We start from the raw sequence: 23,632 nt of genomic DNA on the forward strand, positions 1-23,632 counted from the left end.
TCGCCGGGCGCTTAACGACGGATGCCCACGCGCCTCCCGGCGAAGTCCGGCCATTGGCCGGCCGATAGCCGAGGCAGGGTATCGATTGCTTGCGCCACTTCGGCCGGAAAAGCAGCCGGTCGAACGGTCGTGGTATCAATCGCCATCAACATCTGCTCGCTGGTGGCTAGGCGTTGAGCCCCGGCATTGAACAATTCGAAACCGGCGTGCAGGCGCTTGGCGTCGTGGTCAAGGAGCACGAACCTGACCTGTAACGCCTCGCCCTGATGCGCTTCGCGCTGGTAGCACAGGTGGGTTTCCAGTGTGTAAAGCGTGTAGCCAAGCCGTTGCCTTCCTTCCGCATCGAGACCGATATGGTCCATTAGCGCATCCGCCGCCAGCGAGAACAGCCGGGCGTACTCGGCATCGTTCATGTGGCCATTGTAATCAACCCAGGTCGGATCGACCCGGGTTTCAAGTAGGATCATCAGATGCGCCCCTCCAGGCCCTCGGCTTCGGGCCAGTATTTGTGGACCAGGTCGAGCAACTCCACCAGGAAGTCATCACGCCGCCTGTCCAGCTCACCGACGGTCCGACCCGCTGCCTGGTGTTCGCAGCCAGTCACTACCTGTTCGATCAGTTCGTCGGTCAGTTCGGGGGCCTTCAGCCGGGTCCATGGCAGTTTCAGTGCCGGACCAAATTGTTCCAGCATATGGCGCATGCCGGGCTCGCCTCCCGCCAGATGAAAGGTCAGGAAAGTGCCCATCAACGACCAGCGCAGGCCGCAACCATAGATGACCGCGGCATCAATTTCCTCGGTGGTGGCAACACCGTCATTAACCAAATGCAAAGCTTCGCGCCATAACGCTTCCATCAGTCGATCGGCGATGTGACCCTCTATTTCGCGCCGAACCACCAGCGGCCGCATGCCCAACTCCTGATAGAGAGCTCGTGCGTACTCGGTCTGCTCCGGTGCTGTCGCCGAGCCGCCAACCAGCTCGACCAGCGGCAGCAAATAGACAGGGTTGAAGGGGTGGGCGACGATGACCCTACCCGGTAGCTGTGTGCAGTCACGTTGCAGATCCGTCGGTTTGAAGCCTGAGGTGGACGAACCGATGATAACATCGGGTCGGGCGGCCGCATCCAGCTGGGACAGGATGCTTTGTTTGAGTGGCAAGCGCTCGGGCACGTTCTCCTGTACCAGATCGGCCCCGTCGACGGCGGCTTCTAGGTTGTCGGTAAACGTCAGTCGGTCACGATGGGCACCTTCGGCCAGGCCCATGCGGGTCAGCGATTCCCAGGCATTATCGATGAACGCTCGGGTGCGAGCCGGAGCTTCTGGGTCTGGGTCGAACGCGGTTACGCTCCACCCGCGAGCCAGAGCACGGGCGATCCAACCGTTGCCGATAACCCCGGTTCCGATGACAGCCAGATGTCGACTCATGCGCCACCTCCGGCGATGTTACCCGTGTTCGGGTCGCGCAGGGCGAGGTGCGTACGCGTCTCGGCTGGTGTCATGACCCGGGCACCAAGATTTTCAATAAGGCTGGCGGCTTTTTCCACCAGTTGTCCATTGCTGGCCAGCACACCCTTTTCCAGATAAAGGTTGTCTTCCAGTCCAACGCGGGCATGGCCACCGAGCAAGACCGCTTGGGCCACCATAGGCATCTGATGGCGGCCAATTCCGAACGCGGCCCAATTGGCGGTGTCCGGCAGTTTGTTGCGCATGGTGAGCATGGTTTCAGTGTCGGCTTCGGCGCCCCAGGGAATACCCAGGCAGAGCTGAAAAAGGGGGTCACCGTCGAGCAGCCCCTCGCTGAACAACTGGCGCGCGAACCGGACATGGCCGAGATCAAAGCATTCCAGCTCCGGCTTAACCCCGGCGGCTTGCACCAGGCGGGCATGCTCGCGCAGCCAGTCGGCTGAATTGATATAGACCATCTCCCCGAAATTCAGGCTGCCGCAGTCCAGCGTGCACATTTCCGGGAGCAGGGTGCCAATTGCTTCATGGCGTTCGGCCGGCGTCTGCATATCGGTCCCGGGGCCTCCTCGGGTGGGGTCAGTGGTATCGGGTATCCAGTCACCGCCACCGCCAGCGGTTAAATTGATGACGATGTCGGTATCCGCTTCCCGAATGCGCTCCACGACTTCCCGAAAATGATCGACTGAATGGCTGATGCCACCGGTAGCGGGGTCGCGAACGTGAATATGGGCGATGCTGGCTCCAGCCTGAGCCGCCTCAATGGCCGAGTCAGCAATCTGCTTGGGCGTGATAGGAACGTGGGGGTTTTTATCTGTTGTGTCGCCAGCGCCGGTGACAGCACAGGTCAGGATAACATTGGGATTCATAAAGGCCTCTTTGGAACTATCGAAATCAGTCGTCAGTCTGGCAGGTCGTTCTGTCTTCCAGGCGGCCTTAGACGACAGGCAGTGTGCCCTATTCGCCAGAGACCGGCTGAGCGGGCGTGATATCGGTCGCTACTGTCAAATCAGGAGATATCTATGCAAGCTGTTCATTATGCTGAAAAAGAAGTGAATCAATTTAAACGGGGTCGCGGTTGGAAGGTCAACCTGTTTGGCCAAAATTCCGATGTCCCAGCGTGTGATCTGCAGGCGTTTTGCATCGACATGAGCACGAACATGTAGCTCGACAGTCACTTTCACATTGTTGATCAGTTTCAGGTATTCGGATAGCAAAACGGCTTTGAATTCGGGGCTACTTACAATTTAGATGTTGTGCCTTAGTTGTGCACCGTTTTTGTCTTATGCCGACCGTCTTTACGAAGACAGTTGCTGGCGGTTCCTCCTGAGCAATGCATCAAAATCAATTTGGCGTAGGGGCTCGGAGAACAAAAAGCCCTGGACGTAATCGCAGCCAGAACGAGAGAGGAATTGCATCTGCTCCTCCTTTTCAACGCCCACTCCAACCACCTGGACGTTTATCGCCCGAGCCATAGCAATTATGCTCTCAATCATGCGGTCGGCATCTCCACCCTGGCCAGCGTCTTTGATTAACTCCCTGTCTATCTTGACGCTGTTCATCTTGAATTCCATAAGAGCCAATAGAGAGAAAGGTTCGATACCAAAATTGTCGATTGCCAAATTAAGCCGCGGACCCGACACACCTAAGCCATTGACTGGATTTAATTCGCAGGCACGCATATTGTTAAAAGAGGCTTGGGCCAGTTCTACAGTGATCCACGCCTCATTCAGGCTGATTGTTGTACGACGCGCTCGCCAATGGTCTATCAGGCCTTGAGTTACGAAGAAGGCAGATGATTCGTTGATGCTTATCGGAAAAACCGTGTCATTCAGATCGCGCCACAGACACGAGCAGAACGCCGCCTGCTCCAGTACGAAGGCGGCGATGCTGTCCGTCATGTTGTCATGTTCAGTGACACTTAGAAATGCCTCCGGAGTTAATAGCCCCTTAGACGGGTGATGCCATCGGAGCAACGCTTCAGCTCTGGCTATGACCCCAGTGCGGGTATCAATGATAGGCTGGTAATAAACCTCCAGTTGGTTCTCTTTGAGGGCATCCTCGAGTTCCCTGGCTAACCTCATATGCTCTGATTCACTCTCCGCCATCCATGGCTCGTAGATTTGAACCTGATTACGTCCATGATCTTTAGCCGCGTACATGGCCTGATCGGCATTGTGCATCAATCGACCTACATCCTTCCCGTCATCGGGGAAAAGCGTCAGGCCGATACTCCCGGAAATGTGTATCCGGTGAGAATCAACGCTGAACGGCTTTTCGATACTGGACAGAAGTATCTTGGCGGTTTGTATCGCGCCATCCCTGCCGGTTTCTTTCAAGATCAGGGTGAATTCGTCTCCGCCTAGACGGGCCACTGTATCCATGGCACGGACTTTGGTGCTTAGCCGTTCGGCTACTTGCGCCAGAAGCCGGTCACCGGCTTCGTGGCCGAGTTGGTCGTTGGCTTGCTTAAAACGGTCCAGGTCGATGAACAGCAAGGCAAAGGAGCTTTCCATGCGCTCGGCCTCAAGCAAGGTCTGCTCAAGCCGGTCGAGAAACAATCGCCGATTAGGGATGCCGGTGAGCTCATCGAAATTGGCGCTTCGCCAGACCTGATACTCGCTAAGTTTGCGCTCAGTGATGTCCCGTGTAGTCTTGACGACCGCCTCAACTTTGTTCTGGCTGTCATAAACCGGTACAAATTGGCAGTCAAAATACAATTTATGATCAGGGGGTAAGCGGTGGTGAAACTCCTTACGCTGAGACCGGCCTGTCGAGACAACTGTTTCAATTTCATCGTGAATTTCCTCGGCAAAATCCAGCTTCAGCTCCCGGGGGGTTTTACCAATGACGTCACGGGGTGGTGCGCTGACCATATCGGCCATCGCTTTATTGAGAAACAGGAACTTGCCATTGGGTTCAAATATGGCAACAGGGTCTGGAGAGGCTTTGAGCATGGTGTCGATTAGACGTGTCTCCTGTTCTTTTAGTGCTGAGAAACTGGACACAGAGTTGGCAGTCAATTGGTCGACGGCTTCGTTGAACCGTATCAGTTCATCATAGTCTCTTTCGGTGAGGCCCCTCTGTAATTCGCCCCAGGCAATAGTAACCCGAGCCCTCAAGGCTCGAAATTCCTGTACCATCTGAAACATGGAAAGCCCCTGCTTGACACGGTCGATGGCATGCTCTGCCGAAACAACGACTTTGCCTCTCCCAAGGGCTTTGCGTACCGTCTCGCCGTTGGTCTGGGAGGTAACGAGATAGTCGGAAATAAACTCCAGTATCGAACGCGCGTGATCCTTTAGGGCCGCGCTGTCTTCACCCTTCAATTCCGGGGCGATTTCCAGTGCGGCTTCTTCCCAGTCATTGAGCATTTGCTCCATGTTTGTCTGAATAAATCGGGTCAGCTTCATAGCGAGAGGTTTCCTTGTAGCCTTTCAAGCAATGTTTCGGAAAACCATGTCAGGGTATGCACATCTAACATTAAACGTCGAAGCAATGGGTGGATATTGATCTGGGCAATCTCATAACCGCTTGAGGAACGTTAATACTTTAGAGAGTTTCAATCGTTTCGCGGATGCTTCCGTTTAGTGATGCGCCGGACAGTTGCGCGCAAAAGCTATGTTCGAAGGTCTATAGAAGTGGCCACAAAATTCATTCCATCATAAATGCCTACTATTCTCTGTGCGGTAAATAACATAAACGTCCAGCGTTCAAAGCGTCTCAGAACCAGCCCGTAGAGCCATCGGGACCGAATTCGAAAACAGCGCCACATGGCCTGCGACTTTGCCGCATTGCTCCTGCCAGGAGTGCGATTAGCCAAGCTGTGCATCGCCGTACCCAGTCTGCGAATGCCAACCTCAACAAGGGAACCAGCCCAAACCACAGCACGTAGCCAAGCGAAGCAACCATCAGCCCATCAATGCGGCCAGGCGTGCGATCACTCCGGATATGTCGATACAAGAGCCACGTCAGCACAGCGGCGTGAGGGACGACCAGCCAGGCAATGCCGTTGTAGGCGCCACCGGCCAGTCCCCAGACTTGCCATGCAAGTGCGGCTGCGGCGGAGAGCAGGACGAAGAAGAGCGCGATACGCAGCGCGTTCTTGAATCCAAGGCGCACCGCCAAAGTGCGCTTGGTCGCCAAGGCATCGGCCTGGATGTCCGGTATTCCCGCCAGGGTGATAGAGGGCAATATGCCCAGCAACATGGGCACGCAGAGGAGCCATGGCGTGAGGTCGCTCCAGACCCCGCCAAGGAACACGTAGCCACACAGCAGCACGCCGATGCTGTGGGTAACCGCCACATCCACCTCTCCCCAGCCACGATAGCTGAGCTTCAGTGGCGGCGCCGTGTAGCCGATGGCCAGCACGGCCAAGGTGCCAAGTACTGCGATAATGGCTATCGGATGCGCCGAGGATAGCGACAGCAACCAGATCGTGCTGGCCAACAAGCCCACTAGTACCACGCCAATCCCTGCCTTGACCTCCCGCTGGCTAAGCGAGCCGTCAACCAAGACGCGCGACCCGCCGGTGAAAGCGTTGTAGTAGCGATTGCGATGATCCGTGGGCAGATCGACCACCTCATTGACCAATACGGTTGCTACCTCTAGAAGGAAAAGGCAGAGGTAGCCAGCCCAAAACACCGACGTTCCGAGCACGGGGCTGCCGGGAGTGGCAGCAAGAGCCCCGATGGCATAGGCAATCCACGACATTGGATAGAACTGCAGCCGCAGGCTTCGCAACCAAGCGCCCGTTTTGTGCCGCAGCCGTTCTATCCTGGTGATCCGGCCCTGCTGTAACCGCTGGCCCTGTCGTTCGGCGCGGGCGAGCCATGCCTCTCGTCGGTCCGCGCTGGAGTTCTTAACGGAGCCAAACACCAGCGAACGCACCGGTTGTATGCCGCAAAAGCCCAGAGTTGCCCGTGCCAGGGCATTCTTGCCCGGTTGCCGGTACAGAAGCCGATGCACAAGCGGGGGCGTATCCATGGTGGTGATCAGTTGGGCGGAGCGGCCTTGAAGCAGCCCTTCATAGCCCGTGCCACCTTCGCACGTTTTGAAGGCGAAGCCTGGTGCCATGAGCCGATCCAAAAAGCCCTTAAGTAAGGCGGGAGCGGTTCCCCACCAGGTGGGATAAACGAATACCAGATGATCAGCCCACAGAAAGAGCTCCCGCGACCTGCACAGGTCGTCTTCGAGTGGCTGATCGTTGGGGGAGGGCGTGTGTAAGTGGGGGTCGAAATCGAGTTCTGATAGATCTAGCCTGCGCGGCTGCACCCCCGCTGCGCGCGCACCATGACAGAAGGCCTCCGCCAACGCTCCACAAAAGCTGTCGGCACGAGGATGCCCTAGAATAACCAGCACATTTATTGGCGGCTCAGTCGGTTCGAATCTCTCAGGCAGCATGATGTTCTTCCCGAACACTCTTACAGTTTTAAGTGACGTCGGCCCCTATCATTCATCTGGCCTGCCCGTCACTGGGTTCTACATAAGCTGGCTAACCTTGGCAGCCCCATTCTTTAGTACCGGCAAAAGGTCATTTACCAACTCGTCCCGTGTGCGGCGCTGCGCTTGGGTACTGATTCCAATAGCGGCTACTGCTCTGCCTCGGCTGTCGCGGATTGGGACGGCAATCGCCAGCAAACCGACTTCCAGCTCCTGATCGACAATGGCATACCCCTGCTGTTTGATGTCACGCAGTGCTCCACGGATCTTTGAAACATCAGTGACAGTATAGGGCGTAAGACCTGTAGGCGGGTTTCGTTCGAAAAACTGCTGTTGCTCATCATCACTCAGATCTGCTAACAAAACCCTACCTATTCCGGCTGTATGAACCGGCACCACCCGGCCAGGACTCAGGTTTATCGTGAGTGCTCTAGGCCCTTGAGCCCGAGCTACGAAAATCAGCTGATCCCGTGATAACACGCCAATGGAGCAGGATTCGCTGAGCGTGCGGGATATTTCCTCTGCTACCGGATTGGCCAGTTGCCACCAGGGTAGGTTGGAAAGGTAGTTGTAACCGAGGGTCATGACCTTGGGTGTAAGGGTGTAGCGTTTACCCTCTAGTGACAGATACCCGAGATCAACCAGTGTTAGCAGGAATCTTCGTGTGGTCGCCCGGTTCATGCCAACCGTATCGGCGACCTCACTCAGCGTCATCGTCGCGTGGCCTTCAGAGAAGCATTGTAAGACCACAAGCCCTTTATAGAGCGATTGAGCGCGGTCTGAGGACTTGTCCAGCGTGTCCTTTGTCATGTTTTTCGGTTTCCAATTTTTAATCTATTTGTTCGTATAATGACACAATTTCCAATCCACTCTCTAGTTGTTGTAAGACTTGCCCCCGGGAACGCACACACCGTTCCGTCTGATGTACAAATAGATACACCTCTCTTGATCTGCGTCAGTGAAGGGTTTCAGAGCGATTTGGGTTGCTGTAATCGTTCAGCGAGATCTTTATGCCTTGGTTTGTCATTGACAGGCCCTCGTTGTTAAAACTACCGTTATGTGAACAATAATTCCTAAAATGAAATTTGTGAGGTGCCTGTGAGTTTGGAAAACCATCATTCCTTAAAGCGTTCAGGGCTAAGTAAGCCCGATGATTGTCGCCAGGAAGTCGTGCCTCTGTCTGTCCTGGTGAGCGGTGGAGACACAAATGAATAGCAACAGACGCGAGCTTACCGGGTTCGTAGCGTTTCTAATGATGGTACTCGCGGCGTTAGTCCCCATCTCGGCGCTGATTTTTGGACTGCGGATACTGCCGGAATTCGGTTTGGTGATTTATAAGGAACAGTTCCTGGCCTTCTTTCTTACCCTGTGCCTGGTGCTGACCTTTATGCTCAAACCGGCGTACTCGGGAGCGGCAAACGATAGGGTGCCCTGGTATGACACGTTGTTGATCATCGCGACCTTGGGCTCGGGTGGTTATGTCGCCTTCTGGTATCACGAACTGGTCGGCATGATGGGCCTTATCACCCAAGATAAGGTTATCGTGAGTGCCATTGGACTGTTGGTGCTATTGGAAGCTGCGCGTCGACTAGCTGGCTGGACAATGGTATTGGTTGGATTGGCCGCTTTATCTTATGCGTTCTTTGGCCATTTTCTGTCAGGCATGTTCGAAACTCGAAACATTCCGTTTGAACGTTTGCTCATTTATAACTACCTGGGTACGGATGCCGTTCTGGGAACGCCTCTCTATGTGGCGGCAACTATCGTGACGGCTTTTGTTCTTTTTGGGCAGGTGCTGTTTTTAGTGGGCGGTGGCGATGCGATCTCTAACTTCTCCTTTGCCTTAATGGGAAAGCGCCGTGGTGGCCCGGCCAAAGTGGCCGTATTCTCCAGCGCATTGTTCGGGTCATTGTCTGGCAGTGCGTCAGCCAATGTTGCCACCACCGGTATGATCACGATCCCGATGATGAAGCGGGTCGGTTATTCAGACACGCAATCAGGGGCGATTGAAGCGGTGGCGTCTACGGGTGGCTTGGTTTTACCCCCCGTTATGGCGGCAACCGGTTTTCTGATGGCCGAGTTTCTCGGCGTGCCTTACAGCACCATTGCGCTTGCCGCCGCGATTCCAGCCCTTTTGTTTTATCTGTGCGTTTACCTGCAAGTCGATCTTGAGGCAGGGAAAGGGGGGATCTCGGCTTGGGAATCGAATGAGCTTCCCTCAATGATGCAGTCGGCCAAACAAGTCATTCCTGTGGCACTCTCCTTTGGTGTGCTGTTGTATGTGTTGTTCGGCATGATGCAGAGTCCGGAAAATTCTGCCTTCGCCGCAACGGCCGCTACCGTGGTGATCAGCCTGGTCGTACCGGCGATGCGTCAGGGTATTATCAAGTACCTGACAGTACTGGCCAGCGCGGGCGAGGCGGTGATCTTTATTGCCGTTATGTGTGCGGTGGCAGGTTTGGTAGTGGGTTGCCTGGGTTTGACTGGTTTGGGGTCGAGCTTGTCTCAGAACCTGGTAGCGATAGCCGGGGGCAATGTTTGGCTGCTGCTGTTCTTTGCTGCGCTGGGCTGTATTGTTCTGGGCATGGGTGTTCCGGTAACGGCAACCTACATCATTCTGGTTATCCTCGTTGGGCCAGCCCTGGTGCAGGTTGGCGTGAACGAGCTGTCAGCGCACATGTTCGTATTTTACTTTGGAACACTCTCTTTTCTGACACCACCCGTGTGCCTGGCGGTATTTGTAGCTGCCTCTATTGCTGAAGCAAACCCCTGGCGTACCGCGCTCTATGCGCTTAGGTTTGCGGTCATCGCTTATCTAATACCCTTTGTCTTTGTATTTAACGATGCCTTTCTAATGCAAGGCAGTGCAGTCGGTATCATTCACGCTGTTCTGGCAGGTATTGTCGGAGTCTTTTTATTAGCCGTCAGCCTGGTAGGCCACTGGGTTAAGCCTGTGCACCCCTTGCTGCGCCTGGTGGCATTAGCCGCTGGCTTGCTGGCGTTCTGGGTGGGCGCTACATCGTGGATTGTTTTGCTGCTAACGGTGCTCACACTCGTTGCGCTTTATGCCCTGCAACGTCGTAATCATATTGAAACAGCCGTCGCCTAGAGAAGGCCCTTTTATTCGCCGTCGGACCAAGCCGGTTCGGCAAACCTGGCCAATGGCCACATTCAGGAGGTAATTACCGTGAACAATAAAAAGACCCTGAACACCCTGTCTCGAACACTCATAGGCTTGCTAGCAGGTGCTTCCGTAAGCGTTGCATCAGCAGATATTCTCGTTATGGGTGGTAACCCGGCGGGTAGTCTTTTTTACACCCAGGCGCAAGCGCTTGCCGCAACGATCAGTAAGCACACGGGGGATCGGGTAGACGTATTACCACAGCCTGGTACTGTGTTTTTTCCTATGTTTATGACGCAGGAAGCAGACCTGGGTATCGCTAGCCCTGTTGAAGCGAAGCTGGCCTATGACGCTGAAGCACCTTTTGACGGCGCCAATGGAGGCGACGGCTATGACATGAGAACCCTGATGCTGGGTTCCATCAATCGCCTGTCGCTGGTGACTCGGGAAGACGACAACATAGAATCGATCAGTGACTTGGAAGGTCGTCGTGTTGTCGCTGACTACGGTGCTTTTGCAGGGGCCACCAAGACCTCTTTGGCAGCGCTTGCCAATGCGGGGCTGACCACAGACGACATCCGGATTGTGCGTGTTTCAAGTTACCCTGAAGGTGTTCGCGCTGTTATGGAAGGGCGTGCCGATGCAGCTGTAGGGTCAGTTGGTAGCGGCATTTTGCAGGAACTGGATGCATCGTCTGGTGCTCACTTGTTACCGATTGATCCCTCCAAAGAAGCGATGGCTCGTTCACAGGATGTAGGCCCCGCTTTCGTACCGTTCCTGGCCAATGCCGGTCCTGTTGGCATCGACACTGATACACACGTACTGAGTTACGCAACCACTCTTTATGCGCGTCCTGATATGGACGAAGAAGCTATCCTGCGAGTTATGAACGCGCTCTGGGATCATGCCGATGAACTCCCGGGTATCACCCGCACTCTTTCAACCTGGGTTCCGGATGGCTATGCCAGCACCGACGTGGTTATTCCCTATCATGAAGTGGCTATTGAGTTCTTCCGTGAAAAAGGTGTTTGGACCGATGAACTCGAGACGCGGCAGCAAGAGTTGCTGAATAATTGATCTGAAACGCAGTGCATGATCAGCCGCTCCAAAGCGGGTATCTGGAGCGGCTTTTTTTGCCATATGATCGTTACATAAACAAATATTACTAAAATGAAATTAATTCAATTGGGTGGATGAGGAATCAGCCTTTATGACTACCTCAAATCAACTGGTTTTGGCCAGTGTTGCGAATGTTCCAATCGACGATGTTATTGCGATTCGGATCGAAGGACATGACCTTGCTGTCTACAATGTCGATGGAACCTTTTATGTGTCGGATGACCGGTGTAATCACGGTAATGCGAAATTGTCTGAGGGGTTTCTGGATGGCGATGTTATTGAGTGTCCTCTTCATGGTGGCTGTTTCAAAGTAACGAACGGAGAGCCCTGCGCGTCTCCTGTTACCCAGCCTATGAAGATGTATTCGGTTAAAGTTGAGGGTGGGGAAATCATCCTGACTGATCCGAGTGAACTGGACGTTTCCTGATGTCGACGGCAAATCACATCGTGATCATCGGTACAGGCATTGCGGGTGTCTCTGCGGCCCAGGGTGCCAGAGAAGTCGATCCAGAGGTGCGAATTACTCTGATTGGCGAAGACGGCTACCCACCCTACGACCGAACCCACCTGTCAAAGCAGATGCTGAAACCAGAGGCACGGCTTGACGCGTCCAGCCTCATGGAGCCAGAGTGGTTTGATCAGAATAAAATACAGCTCGAATCGAATACCCGTATTGAGAGCATAAATACCGCGGCTCAATCACTTTCTACCAGTGTGGGTGAAACCATCAAGTACGATGCGTTAGTGCTCGCAATGGGCACCCGTGCTCGTAAGCTGCCAGTCTCCCTTGGGCAGGTTGAATCGACCCGAATACACACGCTGAGAACCGCGGAGGACGCCCTGCGCCTTCAGGGTGCATTGGATGATTCAAAGCGCCTTGTCATCGTCGGTGCAGGACTGATCGGGCTGGAAGTGGCCGCCGCTGCCCGGGCCAGAGGCTTGAAGGTTGAGGTTGTTGAAGCAGGCTCACGAATTCTGCAGCGTAGTTGCGACCAATATACCGCCGACCGTATAGCCAGCTTGCATGCTGATCACGGAGTCGAGCTTCACTTGGGGCAATCCATCGAATCAGTCACTGAGTCGGCCCAGGGGTCGGTGAGTTTGGGCTTGAGTGATGGTGCTGCCATTGAAGCAGACCTGATGGTCGTTGGCATTGGCGTAATTCCTAATACAGAACTTGCAGAGGCAGCGGGTGTTGACGTTGACAATGGCGTTGTTGTCGATGGTTTGGGGCGAACAAGTGTTCCCAACGTCTATGCCGCTGGTGATATTGCAAGTTTGCCTGTACCGGGGCGACATGGCCTGACCAGACTCGAAACATGGCGACATGCACAAGATCATGGGCGGTGTGTCGGGATGAATGCTGCTGGTCAGGAAAATGAATACAAAGCCCTCGCCTCGTTTTGGTCAGATCAATATGAACAGCGGATCCAGGGCGTGGGTTTGATTGATGACGAGATAGCCACAACGCTGATACGGCAGTATGAAAGCGGCGCTCACGTCAGCTTCATGTTGGATAAAAATCGTGTGCTAAAGGCCGTACTGGGGATTGATACCGCGAAAGATGTCAATGCCATGGGAAAGCTGGTTGGGCGGGTGATACCAGTTTCAGATCATGAGCTTAAAGATGAGCACCAGCCACTGGTGCCCATCGTCAAGAAATTACTCAAGAAGGTTAGCTAAGGGGATACAGAATATGACCGACATAATTGCGACCTCAGGCGGTATCAAATGGCCTTCGGACAAGGTATCTACGATTCCGTTTCAGGTCTATACGGATGAAAATCAGTACAAAATTGAAAACGAGCGAATCTTCAAGGGTTCAACCTGGAATTATCTTTGCCTTAACGCTGAGTTGCCAGAACCGGGTAGCTTTATTGTCTCAAGGATTGGTGAGACACCAATCGTTATTACTCGCGATGAAGAAGGTCAGTTAAATGGCTTCGTTAATCGATGTGCGCATCGCGGATCCTTGTTGTGTCTGAAGCATAAAGGTAAAGCCGAAAACCTGACCTGCGTTTACCACGCCTGGAGCTATGATCTTAAAGGTAACCTGACAGGGGTTGCCTTTCAACGAGGTGTGAAACGCCAGGGTGGAATGCCCGAGCAGTTTAAGAAAGAAAACCATAACCTTCGGAAAATCCACGTCACCGAATTTTCCGGACTGGTATTTGGTTCCTTCTCGGACGATGCGCCAGATATCGAGACGTATTTGGGCAGCGAAATAGCGGGCCGAATTCGTCGGGTGCTGAATCGACCTGTGCGAATACTGGGGCATAATACTCAGATATTAAACAATAACTGGAAGCTTTATATGGAGAATACGAAAGACAGCTATCATGCCAGTATTCTTCATACTTTTTTCACTACCTTTGAGCTAAACAGGCTCAATCAAAAAGGTGGAATCATCGTGGATGAAAGCGGCGGCAACCATGTCTCCTACTCTATGATCGATCCTAGCCTGTCGAACGATGATTATGGCAATCAGAACATTCGTTCCAGTAAAGATGAATATCGATTGGAAGACCCCAGCCTGCTTGATGGCGTCGATGAATACGGTGATGGCGTTACGCTTCAGATATTGACTGTTTTCCCGGGGCTGGTTTTGCAACAAATTCAAAATGCCATCGCTATACGTCAAATAGTGCCCACTGGAGTCGAGACGACGGAGTTGGTTTGGACCTATCTGGGTTTCCAGGATGATGACGATGCCATGGTAGAACGCCGGCTAAAACAGGCAAACCTTGCTGGCCCCGCCGGATTTATTTCCATGGAAGATGGCGCCGTTGGCAACTTTGTTCAACGCGGTATCAATGGCACTGAAGAGGATACCAGTGTGGTCATGATGGGCGGCGAAACAGCGGAAAACCAAGCTTTCCGAGCAACTGAAACCTCGGTTAGAGGCTTTTGGAAAAAGTATCGAACCTTAATCGAAGGCCAGGTTCCCAATGCCTGAAGCTGAATCCAAGGAGATTCGAATGAACGAACAAACCCGTAACCTCATCGAAAACCTGATGGCTGAGTATGTCTCCTTCATTGACAATGACGAGCTTGAACAATGGCCTGAACTGTTTACTGAAAAGTGCCTGTATAGCGTCACTAACCGTGAAAACCATGCCCAGGGTTACGCGCATGGCGCAATCTGGGCTAACTCCAGGGGCATGCTGAAAGACCGGGTAAGCGCCCTGCGTGAAGCAAACATTTATGAAGAGCAGGTATACCGCCATATTGGTGATGCGGTTCGGCTAATCACCTTAGAAAACGACATCGCAACGGTTCAGTCTAACTTCATGGTGGTACGTACGATGCACACTGGGGAAATCCATCTGTTTGCGACCGGCATGTACCTCGATCGAATTCGGATTCAGGGCGATACCGCATTGTTCGAAGAACGCATCGTCGTATGCGACAGTCAGAAGTTCGATACGCTGCTGGCGATTCCTCTGTGATGAGCGATCAACGTCCTACCATTGCAATGCCCATAGGTGACCCCGCTGGCATCGGGCCAGAGGTCGTGTTGAAGGCTCTCCTGGAAGAGTCACTGTATGGGCAGATGGATCTGATCGTTGTTGGAGAGGTTGAACCACTCAGGCGACATATTGATGCTTGCCAGTTACCAGTATCGATAGACGGTGGCACTATTTCCCTACCCGGTGGCCGAACCGTTCCACTCCATGTAGTTCCAGCGCTAGAGGGCCAGGAGTGGCGGTTTGGGGAGGTAAGTTCCGTTACAGGCTTGGCCTGTTATCGGTATGCCAGTGCTGCGATTGAACTGGCGAAGAGTCAGTCAGTCAATGCCGTTGTTGCGGCACCTCACACGGAGGCCGCTGTCAACGCTGCCGGAATTCATTTTAGAGGCTATCCGGGCCTGGTAGCTGAGTTGACGGGTACCCCGCTGGACAAGACGTTCCTGATGTTAATGTCCCCGATCTATCGGGTGGTGAATGTTACGCTCCATGAACCGTTGAAAGATGCCCTTTTGCGATTGGATGGGCCTTTGATCCTGAACGCCTTGCGAGCGACGAGAGATGCGCTCATTGTCCTTGGCTTGCCAGAGGGACGCATTGGCGTTTGCGGATTAAACCCCCATGCTGGCGAGGGTGGTTTGATGGGAACAGAAGAGGGGCTGTTCATACAATCAGCAATAGATGATGCGGTTGAAGAGGGTATTAACGCCCATGGGCCCTATGGGGCTGATGCGCTGTTTGCCGATCGTGCATTTGATGCCTATCTCGCCATGTACCATGACCAGGGACACATCCCGATTAAAGTTGCCTCGCCAAGACAGGCATCGGCAATCACCATAGGGACGCCTGTTTTGTTTGGCTCAGTCGCCCATGGGAGTGCTCTGGATATTGCCGGGAAAGGCTTGGCGACACCTGCAGCAGTTATTCAGGCACTGAAGAACCTGGCTAATAGTAGCTAAAAAATGTAAGCCATTGATAATTCGAATTGTTTCTTAAGCAGTGAATAATATGTGCTATCCAAGCCGGAGGCCGATATGATCAAACGGGTTCCTTTCGATATGGACGAGGGATGACTTAATCGGGTTTTTAGGTGCTGGCATGGATTAATCTACTTGGTATTGTTTAGTTCATGCAGTAGGATGAATTCTGAAAGTTCAGGCTTCCGTTGGCCACTTATCGAGGTCACCCAGTCAACATGAATCTACGCTCCCTCAAACTTTTCCGGCAAATCGTTCTGACGGGGTCGTTGTCTGAGGCTTCCCGAAATATGTTCTTATCGACATCCGCAGCCAGTCGGTTGTTGACCATTCTGGAGCACGAACTCCATCTGACTCTTTTTAGCCGAGAAAAACGAAGTCTGATACTGACTGAAGAAGGCGATCTTTTTTACCGCCGCATTGCGCACACGCTGGACGGGCTGGAGGAAATTCCGGCCATTTCAAAAGAGATTACCAACCGCAGTTCCAACTGGTTGTCCGTGGTTACCGCTGCGCCATTGGCCAGTACTCTGGTGTCACCCGCCCTGGCGAGTATGCAAAAAGAGCGACCAGGGCTGCAGTGCACTCTTAACGTTGAAACCCGGTTTGATATTGAAAGCAAAGTATCCGCTCGAGGCTATAACCTTGGGCTTATTTCGTTGCCTGTAGAGAATGCAATTCTCGATCTGGACGTCGAGCCATTCCTGAAGAGTCGGGTTGAAGTGATGTTGCCGCGTAATCATCCTTTGGCTGATCGGGAGGTGTTGTCGGTAGCGGATATCGCAGCCGAGCGTTTTGTCGCCTTGAGCCCACGTCAGCGCTGGCGGCAACGCCTGGACGACATTATGGGCCGCAACGGACTGACCGTAAGCGTGCCGATCGAAACCAGCTCTACGATTGTAACCGTGCAAATGGTGCGCGATGGCCTGGGCATTACTTTAACAGACCGGGTCACAACCCGGTTGATGTCAGACGATGCGGCCGTGTTGCGGCCACTGGCTGAGGAGCAGTGGACAACCTATGCGTCGCTTCACCCGGAAGGCCAGCGGGCGCCGCTTTCAGCATCGTTTTTAGAGGCCGTTCGCGCCAACGTGGAGGCCATGCGTGTGGCTGATCCACACGCGGCGGCCAGTCTGGAACTTATCTAGATGAATTGGCAATGGCGTTTGCGGTCGCCCGGCTCAGTCGCGCTGCGTCCCTGGCAATATATTCACTGTCACCCGTGTAGTTGGAAACATTGAGCAGTTCGGTAACCCGTTCGGTCGAAAGATGAGGAGCTATCTCCGGATGGCTCGCCAGGTTAATCGTTATGTCGTCGCCTGGTGCATCTTCTATGACATGGTGAATGATGTCATGTGCCCGGTTACGACCTATGTGCGGTGCGAGCGCCATCATCAAATTTTCCGAAGCCATAGCCGGGCCGGAGAGTTTCAGGTTCTTTGCCATTCGCGCTTTGTTTACAGTAATTTTCTCCAATAAATTTGCGAAACTTGTCGTCAATTCCCAGCCCAGACGGCAGGCATCATCTATGACGCTGGTTAGCAGGTAGTTGGCCGATGCATCGGCTTCGTGGCTTGGACGGCCTGCCTCCATGGCGGGGGCTGCCAGTGCTCTTAACCGTGTGCAATTCGCTATGATTTTAACCACCCGTTTTGGGTTTACTTTGTGCGGCATGGTTGAGCTGCCTACCACGCCCTTGGCCAACTGTTCCGAAATCTCGCCAATCTCCTCTTCCATCAGCGTATAGAGTTCGAGTGCAATGCGCTCAATGCTCATCGCCAGCATGGATATTCCCAGTACGTAATCGACAAAGAGGTCGTTGACGACCCGACTCGGTACTAACAGCTCGCCAAGGTTCAATTCTTTTGCCAGCGCGCTGGACAGTGCACGGCCTTGCTTGCCGTAAGAATGCATGGCGCCGACTGCTCCACCAAAAGGCAGGCAGAACGTACGGGATTCTATTTGAGCCAGCCGTTCATGGGCGCGGCAAAGCTCTTCGATCCAGCCGGCGACCTTGAAACCAAACGTAATGGGCAATGCGTGGCGCCGGTTAGTTCGTCCGGCCATCGGGGTGTCAGCGTGCTCGTCAGCTAGCGTGGCTAGACTCTCGAAGAATCTGCACAGTTGACCCAGTATTTGCTGGTGAGCTTTGCGCATGATCAGCAGGTTACCGGTTTGCATGACGTTCTGGGTAGTTGCACCCCAATGGACATAGTCGCCACTCTTACCGCTACGTTCCACGAGTAATCGGGTGAGCGATAGCACGGGGGCCATGGTCTTTTCAATTGAAGCCTTGAGTGCATCGGTGCCGATGCGATCCAGAAAGGCGTTGGCACTGATGTCTGCAGCCGCCCACGCCGGGATCATGCCGATGTTGGCCTGCGCCCGCGCGAGGGCTGCTTCGACGTCAAGCCAGGACTGCCATACCGCTTCCTGGGAGAATAAGGTTTCGGGGGCTGGGTTGGCTGTTTGGTTGTTCATGAGGTCGCTTCCATTTTCGGCGTTTCCGTCGGTCGGAACTGAGGCGCTGCGTCGAGTAGCGTGCGGGTGTAAGCAATTTTGGGGTTGGCCAACAATTCGGCCGCCGGGCCTTCTTCGACTATTTTTCCGTCGAGCATGACGGCTACTCGTGAGGCGATCTGATGGACGACAGCCATATCATGGGTGATTAGCAAACACGTCAGGCCGAGCTCGGCTTGCAAGTCGACTAACAGGTTCAGAATTTGCGCCTGGACGGAAACATCCAGTGCCGAAGTGGGCTCGTCACATACTAGAATTTCAGGCGAAGTTACCAGGGCTCGTGCAATCGCGACCCGCTGCCGTTGACCACCGGAGAGTTGGGAAGGGTAGGAGTGCATCAGGCGGTCAGGCAGACGCACACGTTCCATCAGTTCCCGGGCTTTCAACTGACGTTCGCGGACTGTTCCAACACCCCGCAACGCGAGTGGCCGCGCAATGATGTCGGCGAGTGTCCGCCGAGGGTTAAGCGAGGAATATGGGTCCTGAAAGATCGGTTGGACCAGGTCAGCACGGCGCAGCCCATCCATGGCTTCCACGGGCTGGCCATCCAGCAGGATCTCTCCTGAGGTTGGTGTATCCAGCCCCAGTAGCAAACGTGAGAGCGTTGTCTTGCCAGAGCCGCTTTCGCCAACCAGTGCCAGGGTTTCGCCGCGTTTAAGCGACAGGCTGACATCGTCAACCGCACGGATTTCATGGCGCGGACCAAAGAGGCCACTTCGAGAATGAAACACCCGGCTGACATGACGTGCTTCCAGTACTACTTCATGAGCCATTTCACGTTTGGGTAGCGGGTCGCTTGGAACAGCCGGAGGTAACTCAGCCAATGTTTTTTCAGTGAGGATACAGAGCCGGTGGTGGTGCTTGTCGCCCTGGCTGGGTGGCCTTTCAGTGGCGCACCGGGGTTCGGCATGGGCGCACCTTGGTGCAAATACGCAGCCTTTGGGTGGCTGCAGCAGTGCAGGCACGGTACCGGGTATGGCGCCCAGGCGTTTCGGTTCTCCACCCATATGGGGTATGGCCGTCAACAAGGCGCGGGTGTACGGATGAGCTGGGGCCGCAAGCACGTCGCCCGAGCGACCGGATTCAACGATTTCGCCACCGTACATGACCGCTACGCGGTCTACGTTCTCGGAGACTACGGCAAGATCATGAGTGATTAGAATCATGCCCATGTTCATTTCCCGGCGCAGGTCGTTGAGCAACGTCATGATCTGCGTCTGGATGGTGGCATCCAGTGCGGTTGTCGGTTCGTCTGCAATCAGTAGCTCGGGCTCCAGCATCAGCGCCATGGCGATCATGACGCGCTGGCGTTGCCCGCCACTCAGTTGATGGGGGTATTGGGCCATACGTGCTTTGGGGCTTGGAATACCCACACGGTCGAGCAGCTCCAGTGCTCTGGTGTTGGCCTGGGCTTTTGTCATTCGACCGATACGTACCGACGCTTCGATCAACTGCCTGCCGATGGTGTATACCGGGTTGAGTGAGGTCATGGGCTCCTGAAAAATCATGCTGAGACGAGGGCCCAGATAGTCTCTGGTGAAGGTTGCCTCTGGTACGTCTCCCAGGTCGGTACCATCAAATTTTAGGGTATCGAATTCTACGTTCGCTACCTTGGGCAGTAAACGCATAAGCGCCATGGCGGTCAGTGATTTGCCGGAGCCACTTTCGCCGACAATGCCCAGAGCTTCGCCCCGGTTGAGTGTCAGTGTGGTATTGCGCACGGCGTGTAATACACCCGACGGTACTTTCAGTCGGATAGACAGGTTATTTATTTCCAGCAGGGGGCTCGTCATTTTAATTTCTCCCTTCCGGTGACGTGATATCGCGCAGGCCGTCACCGAGCAAGTTGGCACCAATGACAAGAATAAACAGACACAGGCCAGGCAGTACCACTAGCCAGGGCCGGTAGAACATGGCTATCTTTCCTTCGGCGATCATCAGACCCCAGGACGGAGTCGGAGGTTGAATGCCTACACCGAGAAACGACAGGCTGGCTTCGGCCAGAATGGCGATGCCCACCTCAAAGGTGAAGATGACAATAATCTGTGGTAGCAGATTGGGTAGGATTTCCTGGCGGATAATCTGACCCGAGGTAGCCCCCGCAGCCCGGTCAGCCGCGACAAAATCAAGATTGCGAATGCGTTGGGTAGCGGCACGGGTGACGACCAGATAGTAAGTCCAGTGCAAAACACCGACGATCCCGATCACGACCCAGACGGATGGCCCGATTATAAACACCAGTGCCATAGCCAGCAGCAAGCCAGGCAAGGCTAATTGTGCGGTAAGTAAAAAGCTTACGCCGTGGTCGACCCAGCCACCGAAATAGCCCGCGACCACGCCGAGAGTGACGCCGATAACGAGACCGATGGAGGCAGCACCCAGACCAATGGTTAATGAGACACGCGTCCCGTATATCAGCCGGGAGAGGTAATCGCGGCCGTTTTGGTCGGTGCCAAGCAAATGCTCCCAACTGCCGCCTTCCACCCAAACCGGGGGCAGCATGCGCGTGCTCAGCGATTGAGCGAAAGGATCGTGCGGTGAGATCAGCGGCGCGGCGATTGCGATAATGGCCAACAGTAATAATATAGCGCCACCAGTGATAAAACCTTTGTGATTCAGAGCCCTGGAGAGCGTCAGTTGTCGCGGTGTCGGGGGAAGGCTCTCGGCGATCTCTTCCGCCAGAAAAGTGATGGTCATGATGATGTTTTCCTTACTGTAGTAGCACAGTCAGTCAATGGGTGCTCAGTCATCGGTCGTTGCTCACCCGATGCGGATTCTAGGATCCAGAGCTGCATTCAGAATGTCGGCCAGCAAATTCATGGCGACAAAAATCAGCGCGAATACAAAGATCAACATTTGCACGGTAGGAATGTCCGAGCCGAGGATGGACTCCAGTGCGAGTCGTCCGAGGCCATTAATTGCAAAGATGCTTTCGGTAATGACCGAGCCACCAAACTTTTGACCCAGTTGCACCGCCAGCACCGAGATAACCGGTAACAAGGCATTGCGTAACGCATGCCGGGTGAGCAATGTGAAACCCCGATACCCTTTTGAGCGGGCGGTGCGGATGTAGTCGCTTTGCATAACGTCTATCAACCCGGTACGGGTCAGTCGCATGACGGCAGGAACTGAGCTTGCGCCAAGCACAAAGGCTGGCAATACGAAGTGGCGCCAGCTGTCATCACCGGAGACCGGAAAAATAGGCAGCATGACGGCAAACAGGATGATCACGATCAACCCTAGCCAGAAATTGGGCACGGCCTGTGCCGAGACGGCCACGGTGAGTGCAAATCGGTCGACCAGGGTATTGGGTCTCAGGGCCGCCCAGGCACCCAGCGGAATGGCAATGATGATGGTGACCATGACAGCGGACAGTGCCAGCGTGATGGTTGCCCCGGCCCGGTCAGAAACCAGTTCGGCGACGGGTTTGTTCCAATAGTAGCTGGTGCCGAAATCACCTTGCAGTACGCTGCCCAGCCAATCCAGATAGCGCACAAAGGCTGGCCGGTTGAGGCCGTAGGTCTCGCGAATTTGTGCCAGCACCTCTGGCGTGGCATCTTCCCCAGCGATGGAATAGGCCGGGTCAGACGCAAAATTCAACAGAAAGAACGTTGCGAGTGACACCGTGAATGCCACGGCCAGTGCCAGAATCCCGCGTTGTAATATATAACGTAGCATTTACGACTCCTTCGAGGGGCAGGCTAAGTGGAGGCGCTTCCGGCGGGTAAGGGGCGGTTAGACGGCGCTCGTCAGACAACCCTTGCTGGTTCGCGATTCCACTATGGGGCAGACGTTTGCCCCTGCTTTTTATAAATTATTCCCAGCTTGCCTGTGGCAGTCGTGGCAGCCCGTCCGGGCTTAGTGGGAAATTCAGTTCTGGCGACACCAGGTAGTTTGCAGAATAAGAAAACATCGGCGCCCAATAGGCCTGATCCGCAATGCGGTTCAATGCATTTTCATAGATCTCAGCTCTTTCTGCCTGATCGGCTGTTTGCTCGGCCGAAAGCACCATCTCGGTCAGTTCGTCATCACCAGACAAGTTTCGATCGGTCTCGTCGGAAAAATGAACCCGGGCGATCGCAGCGGTATCGGCGGTGCCGCCAGAGCCCCAGGTGCCGAAATAGGCGGGGATGTCACGTTCAGCACGAGCCTGGTTCAGGGACGCCAGTTTCACGTAGCGCAAGTCGACATCGATACCAACCGCTTCAAGGTCTGATGAAACCGCTTCAGCGACGGCTTTGTCGCGGTAGGCCCACAGTTCCAGCGGAAAACCATCCGGGTAGCCAGCTTCAGCAAGCAATTCGCGGGCTCTCTGCGGATTGTAAAGGTAAGCCTGAATGTCTGTAGTGCACCCGAACTGAGCTGGATGACAGGGTGTATGAATCCCTTCCGATGAGCCTCCGATCAGATATTCAGCCATCTCGTCCCGGTTAAGCGCATGGTTCACGGCCTGGCGAACCCTGGCGTCGGTCAGCGGGCCATCCGGATCAGTGTAACCGGCTGCATCAAGCACCAGGAAGCCTACTCGCAGATCCGGGCCACTCAGATGTTTCGCCATGGGCGTAGCACCCAGGCTTTCGGCCAGATCGAGAGGAACCTTGAACATCCAGTCGATACCGCCAGACATCAATTCGGCTTGTTGAGTTCCAATATCGGGCAAGTTGCGAACGACGATGTTTTCAATAGCAGGCTGTTCGCCGAAATAGTCGTCAAAACGTTCCAGCACGACTTGTTGCCCCGGTTCGAATGAGACCACCCGATAAGGGCCAGCACCGATCAGATCATCGGCCATGGTGCTCTGATTCACCTCGCCATTTTCAACGTAGGCACCTTCTTTGCGGAGCATCACGCGTTGTGCCATATCCCGCAGCACCAGAGGGTAAACGCTTTTCAGATGGAACCGTACCGAGTATTCGCCAATTTTTTCGGCATTCTTCAGCCAGCGGCTGATGGTGCCTTTGGCCTGGGCATCGCTTTCTTCGGCAATGATCCAGTTGTAGGTGTAGATAACATCGTCTGCAGTTAGCGCCGTACCATCATGAAACATCACGCCTTCACGCAGGGTTACATCCAAGGTTAGATCGTCTACGAAGTTGTAGTCGGTTGCGACGGAGGGGTTGTACTCCTGAGTCTCAGGATCGAGATCAAACAAGGTCGCATCGGTTGCTTGCGCCAGAATGATGTATTCGCGTTTGGTGGTATAGAGATAGTCCAGATTGAGGATTTCTTCGGCAAGGGCTACGCGTAGCGTATCGTCGTCTTTGCTTGCCAGTGCCGGTCCACTTGCCATGAGCGTAAAGCAGCCAAGCGAAGCCAGTGCTGCTGTTTTGAGCATTGAGGTGTTCATGGTCTCTCCATTCTTATAGTTGTTGAATTGAGAATATCACTGAAGCTTGTGCTGTCGTATGCACGCGCTGTCCAGTTGAGATAAACACTACTCGCCAGCGAAAATAAAATAAATTCGAAAGATAAGGATAACTCTTCGAATAATCGGGAAGATTGATGGGTGTTTTCACTCAGAAATTGA

At 54.1% G+C, this 23,632-nt stretch carries 20 protein-coding genes; 9 read left to right on the forward strand and 11 right to left on the reverse strand.

All coding sequences use genetic code 11. The features are described 5' to 3' along the window. Nucleotides 1-11: 11 nt before the first annotated feature. Genes WEB54_RS13975 through WEB54_RS13985 form a run of 3 tightly spaced genes read right to left on the reverse strand, consistent with a single transcriptional unit; the run spans nt 12 to nt 2,328 of the window. Entirely contained in the window at nt 12-467 is a 456-nt protein-coding gene (locus WEB54_RS13975; RefSeq protein WP_368056357.1) for a thioesterase family protein, read from the reverse strand. Further along, entirely contained in the window at nt 467-1,423 is a 957-nt protein-coding gene (locus WEB54_RS13980) for an L-carnitine dehydrogenase (RefSeq protein ID WP_368056359.1), read from the reverse strand. The genes WEB54_RS13975 and WEB54_RS13980 overlap by 1 nt, the downstream gene beginning before the upstream one ends. Next, nucleotides 1,420-2,328 (reverse strand): 3-keto-5-aminohexanoate cleavage protein, encoded by a 909-nt coding sequence (locus WEB54_RS13985; protein ID WP_368056361.1) that lies wholly within the window; start codon nt 2,326-2,328, stop codon nt 1,420-1,422. Before WEB54_RS13985 ends, WEB54_RS13980 begins: the two co-directional genes overlap by 4 nt. Nucleotides 2,329-2,481: 153 nt before the next feature. On the opposite strand from WEB54_RS13985, the gene WEB54_RS13990 reads away from it, so the two are divergent. After that, the gene (locus WEB54_RS13990) at nt 2,482-2,625 is read left to right on the forward strand and encodes a hypothetical protein (RefSeq protein WP_368056363.1); all 144 of its coding nucleotides are present in this window, start codon (nt 2,482-2,484) and stop codon (nt 2,623-2,625) included. A gap of 132 nt (nt 2,626-2,757) precedes the next feature. Here the strand turns inward: WEB54_RS13990 and WEB54_RS13995 are convergent, their stop codons facing one another. The 3 genes from WEB54_RS13995 to WEB54_RS14005 all read right to left on the reverse strand — a co-directional run bounded on the left by WEB54_RS13995 (nt 2,758) and on the right by WEB54_RS14005 (nt 7,711). Beyond that, on the reverse strand, nt 2,758-4,872 hold the full coding sequence (locus WEB54_RS13995) for an EAL domain-containing protein (protein ID WP_368056365.1): 2,115 nt from the start codon (nt 4,870-4,872) through the stop codon (nt 2,758-2,760). Between the two features lie 310 nt (nt 4,873-5,182). After that, nucleotides 5,183-6,862, reverse strand: a complete 1,680-nt coding sequence (locus tag WEB54_RS14000; protein ID WP_368056367.1) for an NAD(P)H-dependent oxidoreductase — start codon at nt 6,860-6,862, stop codon at nt 5,183-5,185. Nucleotides 6,863-6,940: 78 nt separating this feature from the next. Further along, a complete protein-coding gene (locus WEB54_RS14005) occupies nt 6,941-7,711 on the reverse strand; it encodes an IclR family transcriptional regulator C-terminal domain-containing protein (RefSeq protein ID WP_368056369.1) in 771 nt (256 codons plus the stop codon). Between the two features lie 397 nt (nt 7,712-8,108). On the opposite strand from WEB54_RS14005, the gene WEB54_RS14010 reads away from it, so the two are divergent. The 8 genes from WEB54_RS14010 to WEB54_RS14045 all read left to right on the forward strand — a co-directional run bounded on the left by WEB54_RS14010 (nt 8,109) and on the right by WEB54_RS14045 (nt 16,733). Then, nucleotides 8,109-10,010 (forward strand): TRAP transporter permease, encoded by a 1,902-nt coding sequence (locus tag WEB54_RS14010; protein WP_368056371.1) that lies wholly within the window; start codon nt 8,109-8,111, stop codon nt 10,008-10,010. Nucleotides 10,011-10,088: 78 nt separating this feature from the next. Continuing rightward, nucleotides 10,089-11,099, forward strand: coding sequence for a TAXI family TRAP transporter solute-binding subunit (locus WEB54_RS14015; protein ID WP_368056373.1), 1,011 nt, complete (start codon nt 10,089-10,091; stop codon nt 11,097-11,099). Nucleotides 11,100-11,232: 133 nt separating this feature from the next. Further along, the gene (locus tag WEB54_RS14020) at nt 11,233-11,568 is read left to right on the forward strand and encodes a non-heme iron oxygenase ferredoxin subunit (protein ID WP_368056375.1); all 336 of its coding nucleotides are present in this window, start codon (nt 11,233-11,235) and stop codon (nt 11,566-11,568) included. Beyond that, a complete protein-coding gene (locus WEB54_RS14025; protein WP_368056377.1) occupies nt 11,568-12,824 on the forward strand; it encodes an NAD(P)/FAD-dependent oxidoreductase in 1,257 nt (418 codons plus the stop codon). Before WEB54_RS14020 ends, WEB54_RS14025 begins: the two co-directional genes overlap by 1 nt. 13 nt (nt 12,825-12,837) lie before the next feature. Then, entirely contained in the window at nt 12,838-14,097 is a 1,260-nt protein-coding gene (locus WEB54_RS14030) for an aromatic ring-hydroxylating dioxygenase subunit alpha (RefSeq protein WP_368056379.1), read from the forward strand. Nucleotides 14,098-14,119: 22 nt separating this feature from the next. Beyond that, nucleotides 14,120-14,590 carry an aromatic-ring-hydroxylating dioxygenase subunit beta gene (locus WEB54_RS14035; RefSeq protein WP_368056381.1) on the forward strand — a complete coding sequence of 157 codons (471 nt, stop codon included), beginning with the start codon at nt 14,120-14,122 and terminating at the stop codon, nt 14,588-14,590. Further along, the gene (locus WEB54_RS14040; protein ID WP_368056383.1) at nt 14,590-15,567 is read left to right on the forward strand and encodes a PdxA family protein; all 978 of its coding nucleotides are present in this window, start codon (nt 14,590-14,592) and stop codon (nt 15,565-15,567) included. The genes WEB54_RS14035 and WEB54_RS14040 overlap by 1 nt, the downstream gene beginning before the upstream one ends. A gap of 236 nt (nt 15,568-15,803) precedes the next feature. Continuing rightward, nucleotides 15,804-16,733: a LysR family transcriptional regulator gene (locus WEB54_RS14045; protein WP_368056385.1), complete on the forward strand. Its 930-nt coding sequence runs from the start codon at nt 15,804-15,806 to the stop codon at nt 16,731-16,733. On the opposite strand, the gene WEB54_RS14050 is transcribed toward WEB54_RS14045, so the two are convergent. The 5 genes from WEB54_RS14050 to WEB54_RS14070 form a co-directional block, all read right to left on the reverse strand. Then, nucleotides 16,726-18,066, reverse strand: a complete 1,341-nt coding sequence (locus tag WEB54_RS14050; protein WP_368056387.1) for a lyase family protein — start codon at nt 18,064-18,066, stop codon at nt 16,726-16,728. The two genes, WEB54_RS14045 and WEB54_RS14050, sit on opposite strands and share 8 nt — an antisense overlap. Then, nucleotides 18,063-19,898, reverse strand: coding sequence for a dipeptide ABC transporter ATP-binding protein (locus WEB54_RS14055; RefSeq protein WP_368056389.1), 1,836 nt, complete (start codon nt 19,896-19,898; stop codon nt 18,063-18,065). Before WEB54_RS14055 ends, WEB54_RS14050 begins: the two co-directional genes overlap by 4 nt. Nucleotide 19,899: 1 nt before the next feature. Beyond that, complete coding sequence (locus WEB54_RS14060) at nt 19,900-20,802, reverse strand: ABC transporter permease (protein WP_368056391.1); 903 nt, start codon at nt 20,800-20,802, stop codon at nt 19,900-19,902. A gap of 63 nt (nt 20,803-20,865) precedes the next feature. Further along, entirely contained in the window at nt 20,866-21,783 is a 918-nt protein-coding gene (locus WEB54_RS14065; RefSeq protein WP_368056393.1) for an ABC transporter permease, read from the reverse strand. Between the two features lie 136 nt (nt 21,784-21,919). Beyond that, nucleotides 21,920-23,452 (reverse strand): ABC transporter substrate-binding protein, encoded by a 1,533-nt coding sequence (locus WEB54_RS14070; protein WP_368056395.1) that lies wholly within the window; start codon nt 23,450-23,452, stop codon nt 21,920-21,922. Between the last annotated feature and the right edge of the window lie 180 nt (nt 23,453-23,632).

This window comes from Saccharospirillum sp., assembly GCF_040881935.1.
GTDB lineage: Bacteria > Pseudomonadota > Gammaproteobacteria > Pseudomonadales > Natronospirillaceae > Saccharospirillum.

Coding starts and splice junctions, on each gene's coding strand:
- WEB54_RS13975 (WP_368056357.1), bottom strand. CDS start 467: ATGATCCTACTTGAAACCCGGGTCGATCCGACCTGGGTTGATTACAAT.
- WEB54_RS13980 (WP_368056359.1), bottom strand. CDS start 1,423: ATGAGTCGACATCTGGCTGTCATCGGAACCGGGGTTATCGGCAACGGT.
- WEB54_RS13985 (WP_368056361.1), bottom strand. CDS start 2,328: ATGAATCCCAATGTTATCCTGACCTGTGCTGTCACCGGCGCTGGCGAC.
- WEB54_RS13990 (WP_368056363.1), top strand. CDS start 2,482: ATGCAAGCTGTTCATTATGCTGAAAAAGAAGTGAATCAATTTAAACGG.
- WEB54_RS13995 (WP_368056365.1), bottom strand. CDS start 4,872: ATGAAGCTGACCCGATTTATTCAGACAAACATGGAGCAAATGCTCAAT.
- WEB54_RS14000 (WP_368056367.1), bottom strand. CDS start 6,862: ATGCTGCCTGAGAGATTCGAACCGACTGAGCCGCCAATAAATGTGCTG.
- WEB54_RS14005 (WP_368056369.1), bottom strand. CDS start 7,711: ATGACAAAGGACACGCTGGACAAGTCCTCAGACCGCGCTCAATCGCTC.
- WEB54_RS14010 (WP_368056371.1), top strand. CDS start 8,109: ATGAATAGCAACAGACGCGAGCTTACCGGGTTCGTAGCGTTTCTAATG.
- WEB54_RS14020 (WP_368056375.1), top strand. CDS start 11,233: ATGACTACCTCAAATCAACTGGTTTTGGCCAGTGTTGCGAATGTTCCA.
- WEB54_RS14025 (WP_368056377.1), top strand. CDS start 11,568: ATGTCGACGGCAAATCACATCGTGATCATCGGTACAGGCATTGCGGGT.
- WEB54_RS14030 (WP_368056379.1), top strand. CDS start 12,838: ATGACCGACATAATTGCGACCTCAGGCGGTATCAAATGGCCTTCGGAC.
- WEB54_RS14035 (WP_368056381.1), top strand. CDS start 14,120: ATGAACGAACAAACCCGTAACCTCATCGAAAACCTGATGGCTGAGTAT.
- WEB54_RS14040 (WP_368056383.1), top strand. CDS start 14,590: ATGAGCGATCAACGTCCTACCATTGCAATGCCCATAGGTGACCCCGCT.
- WEB54_RS14045 (WP_368056385.1), top strand. CDS start 15,804: ATGAATCTACGCTCCCTCAAACTTTTCCGGCAAATCGTTCTGACGGGG.
- WEB54_RS14050 (WP_368056387.1), bottom strand. CDS start 18,066: ATGAACAACCAAACAGCCAACCCAGCCCCCGAAACCTTATTCTCCCAG.
- WEB54_RS14055 (WP_368056389.1), bottom strand. CDS start 19,898: ATGACGAGCCCCCTGCTGGAAATAAATAACCTGTCTATCCGACTGAAA.
- WEB54_RS14060 (WP_368056391.1), bottom strand. CDS start 20,802: ATGACCATCACTTTTCTGGCGGAAGAGATCGCCGAGAGCCTTCCCCCG.
- WEB54_RS14065 (WP_368056393.1), bottom strand. CDS start 21,783: ATGCTACGTTATATATTACAACGCGGGATTCTGGCACTGGCCGTGGCA.
- WEB54_RS14070 (WP_368056395.1), bottom strand. CDS start 23,452: ATGAACACCTCAATGCTCAAAACAGCAGCACTGGCTTCGCTTGGCTGC.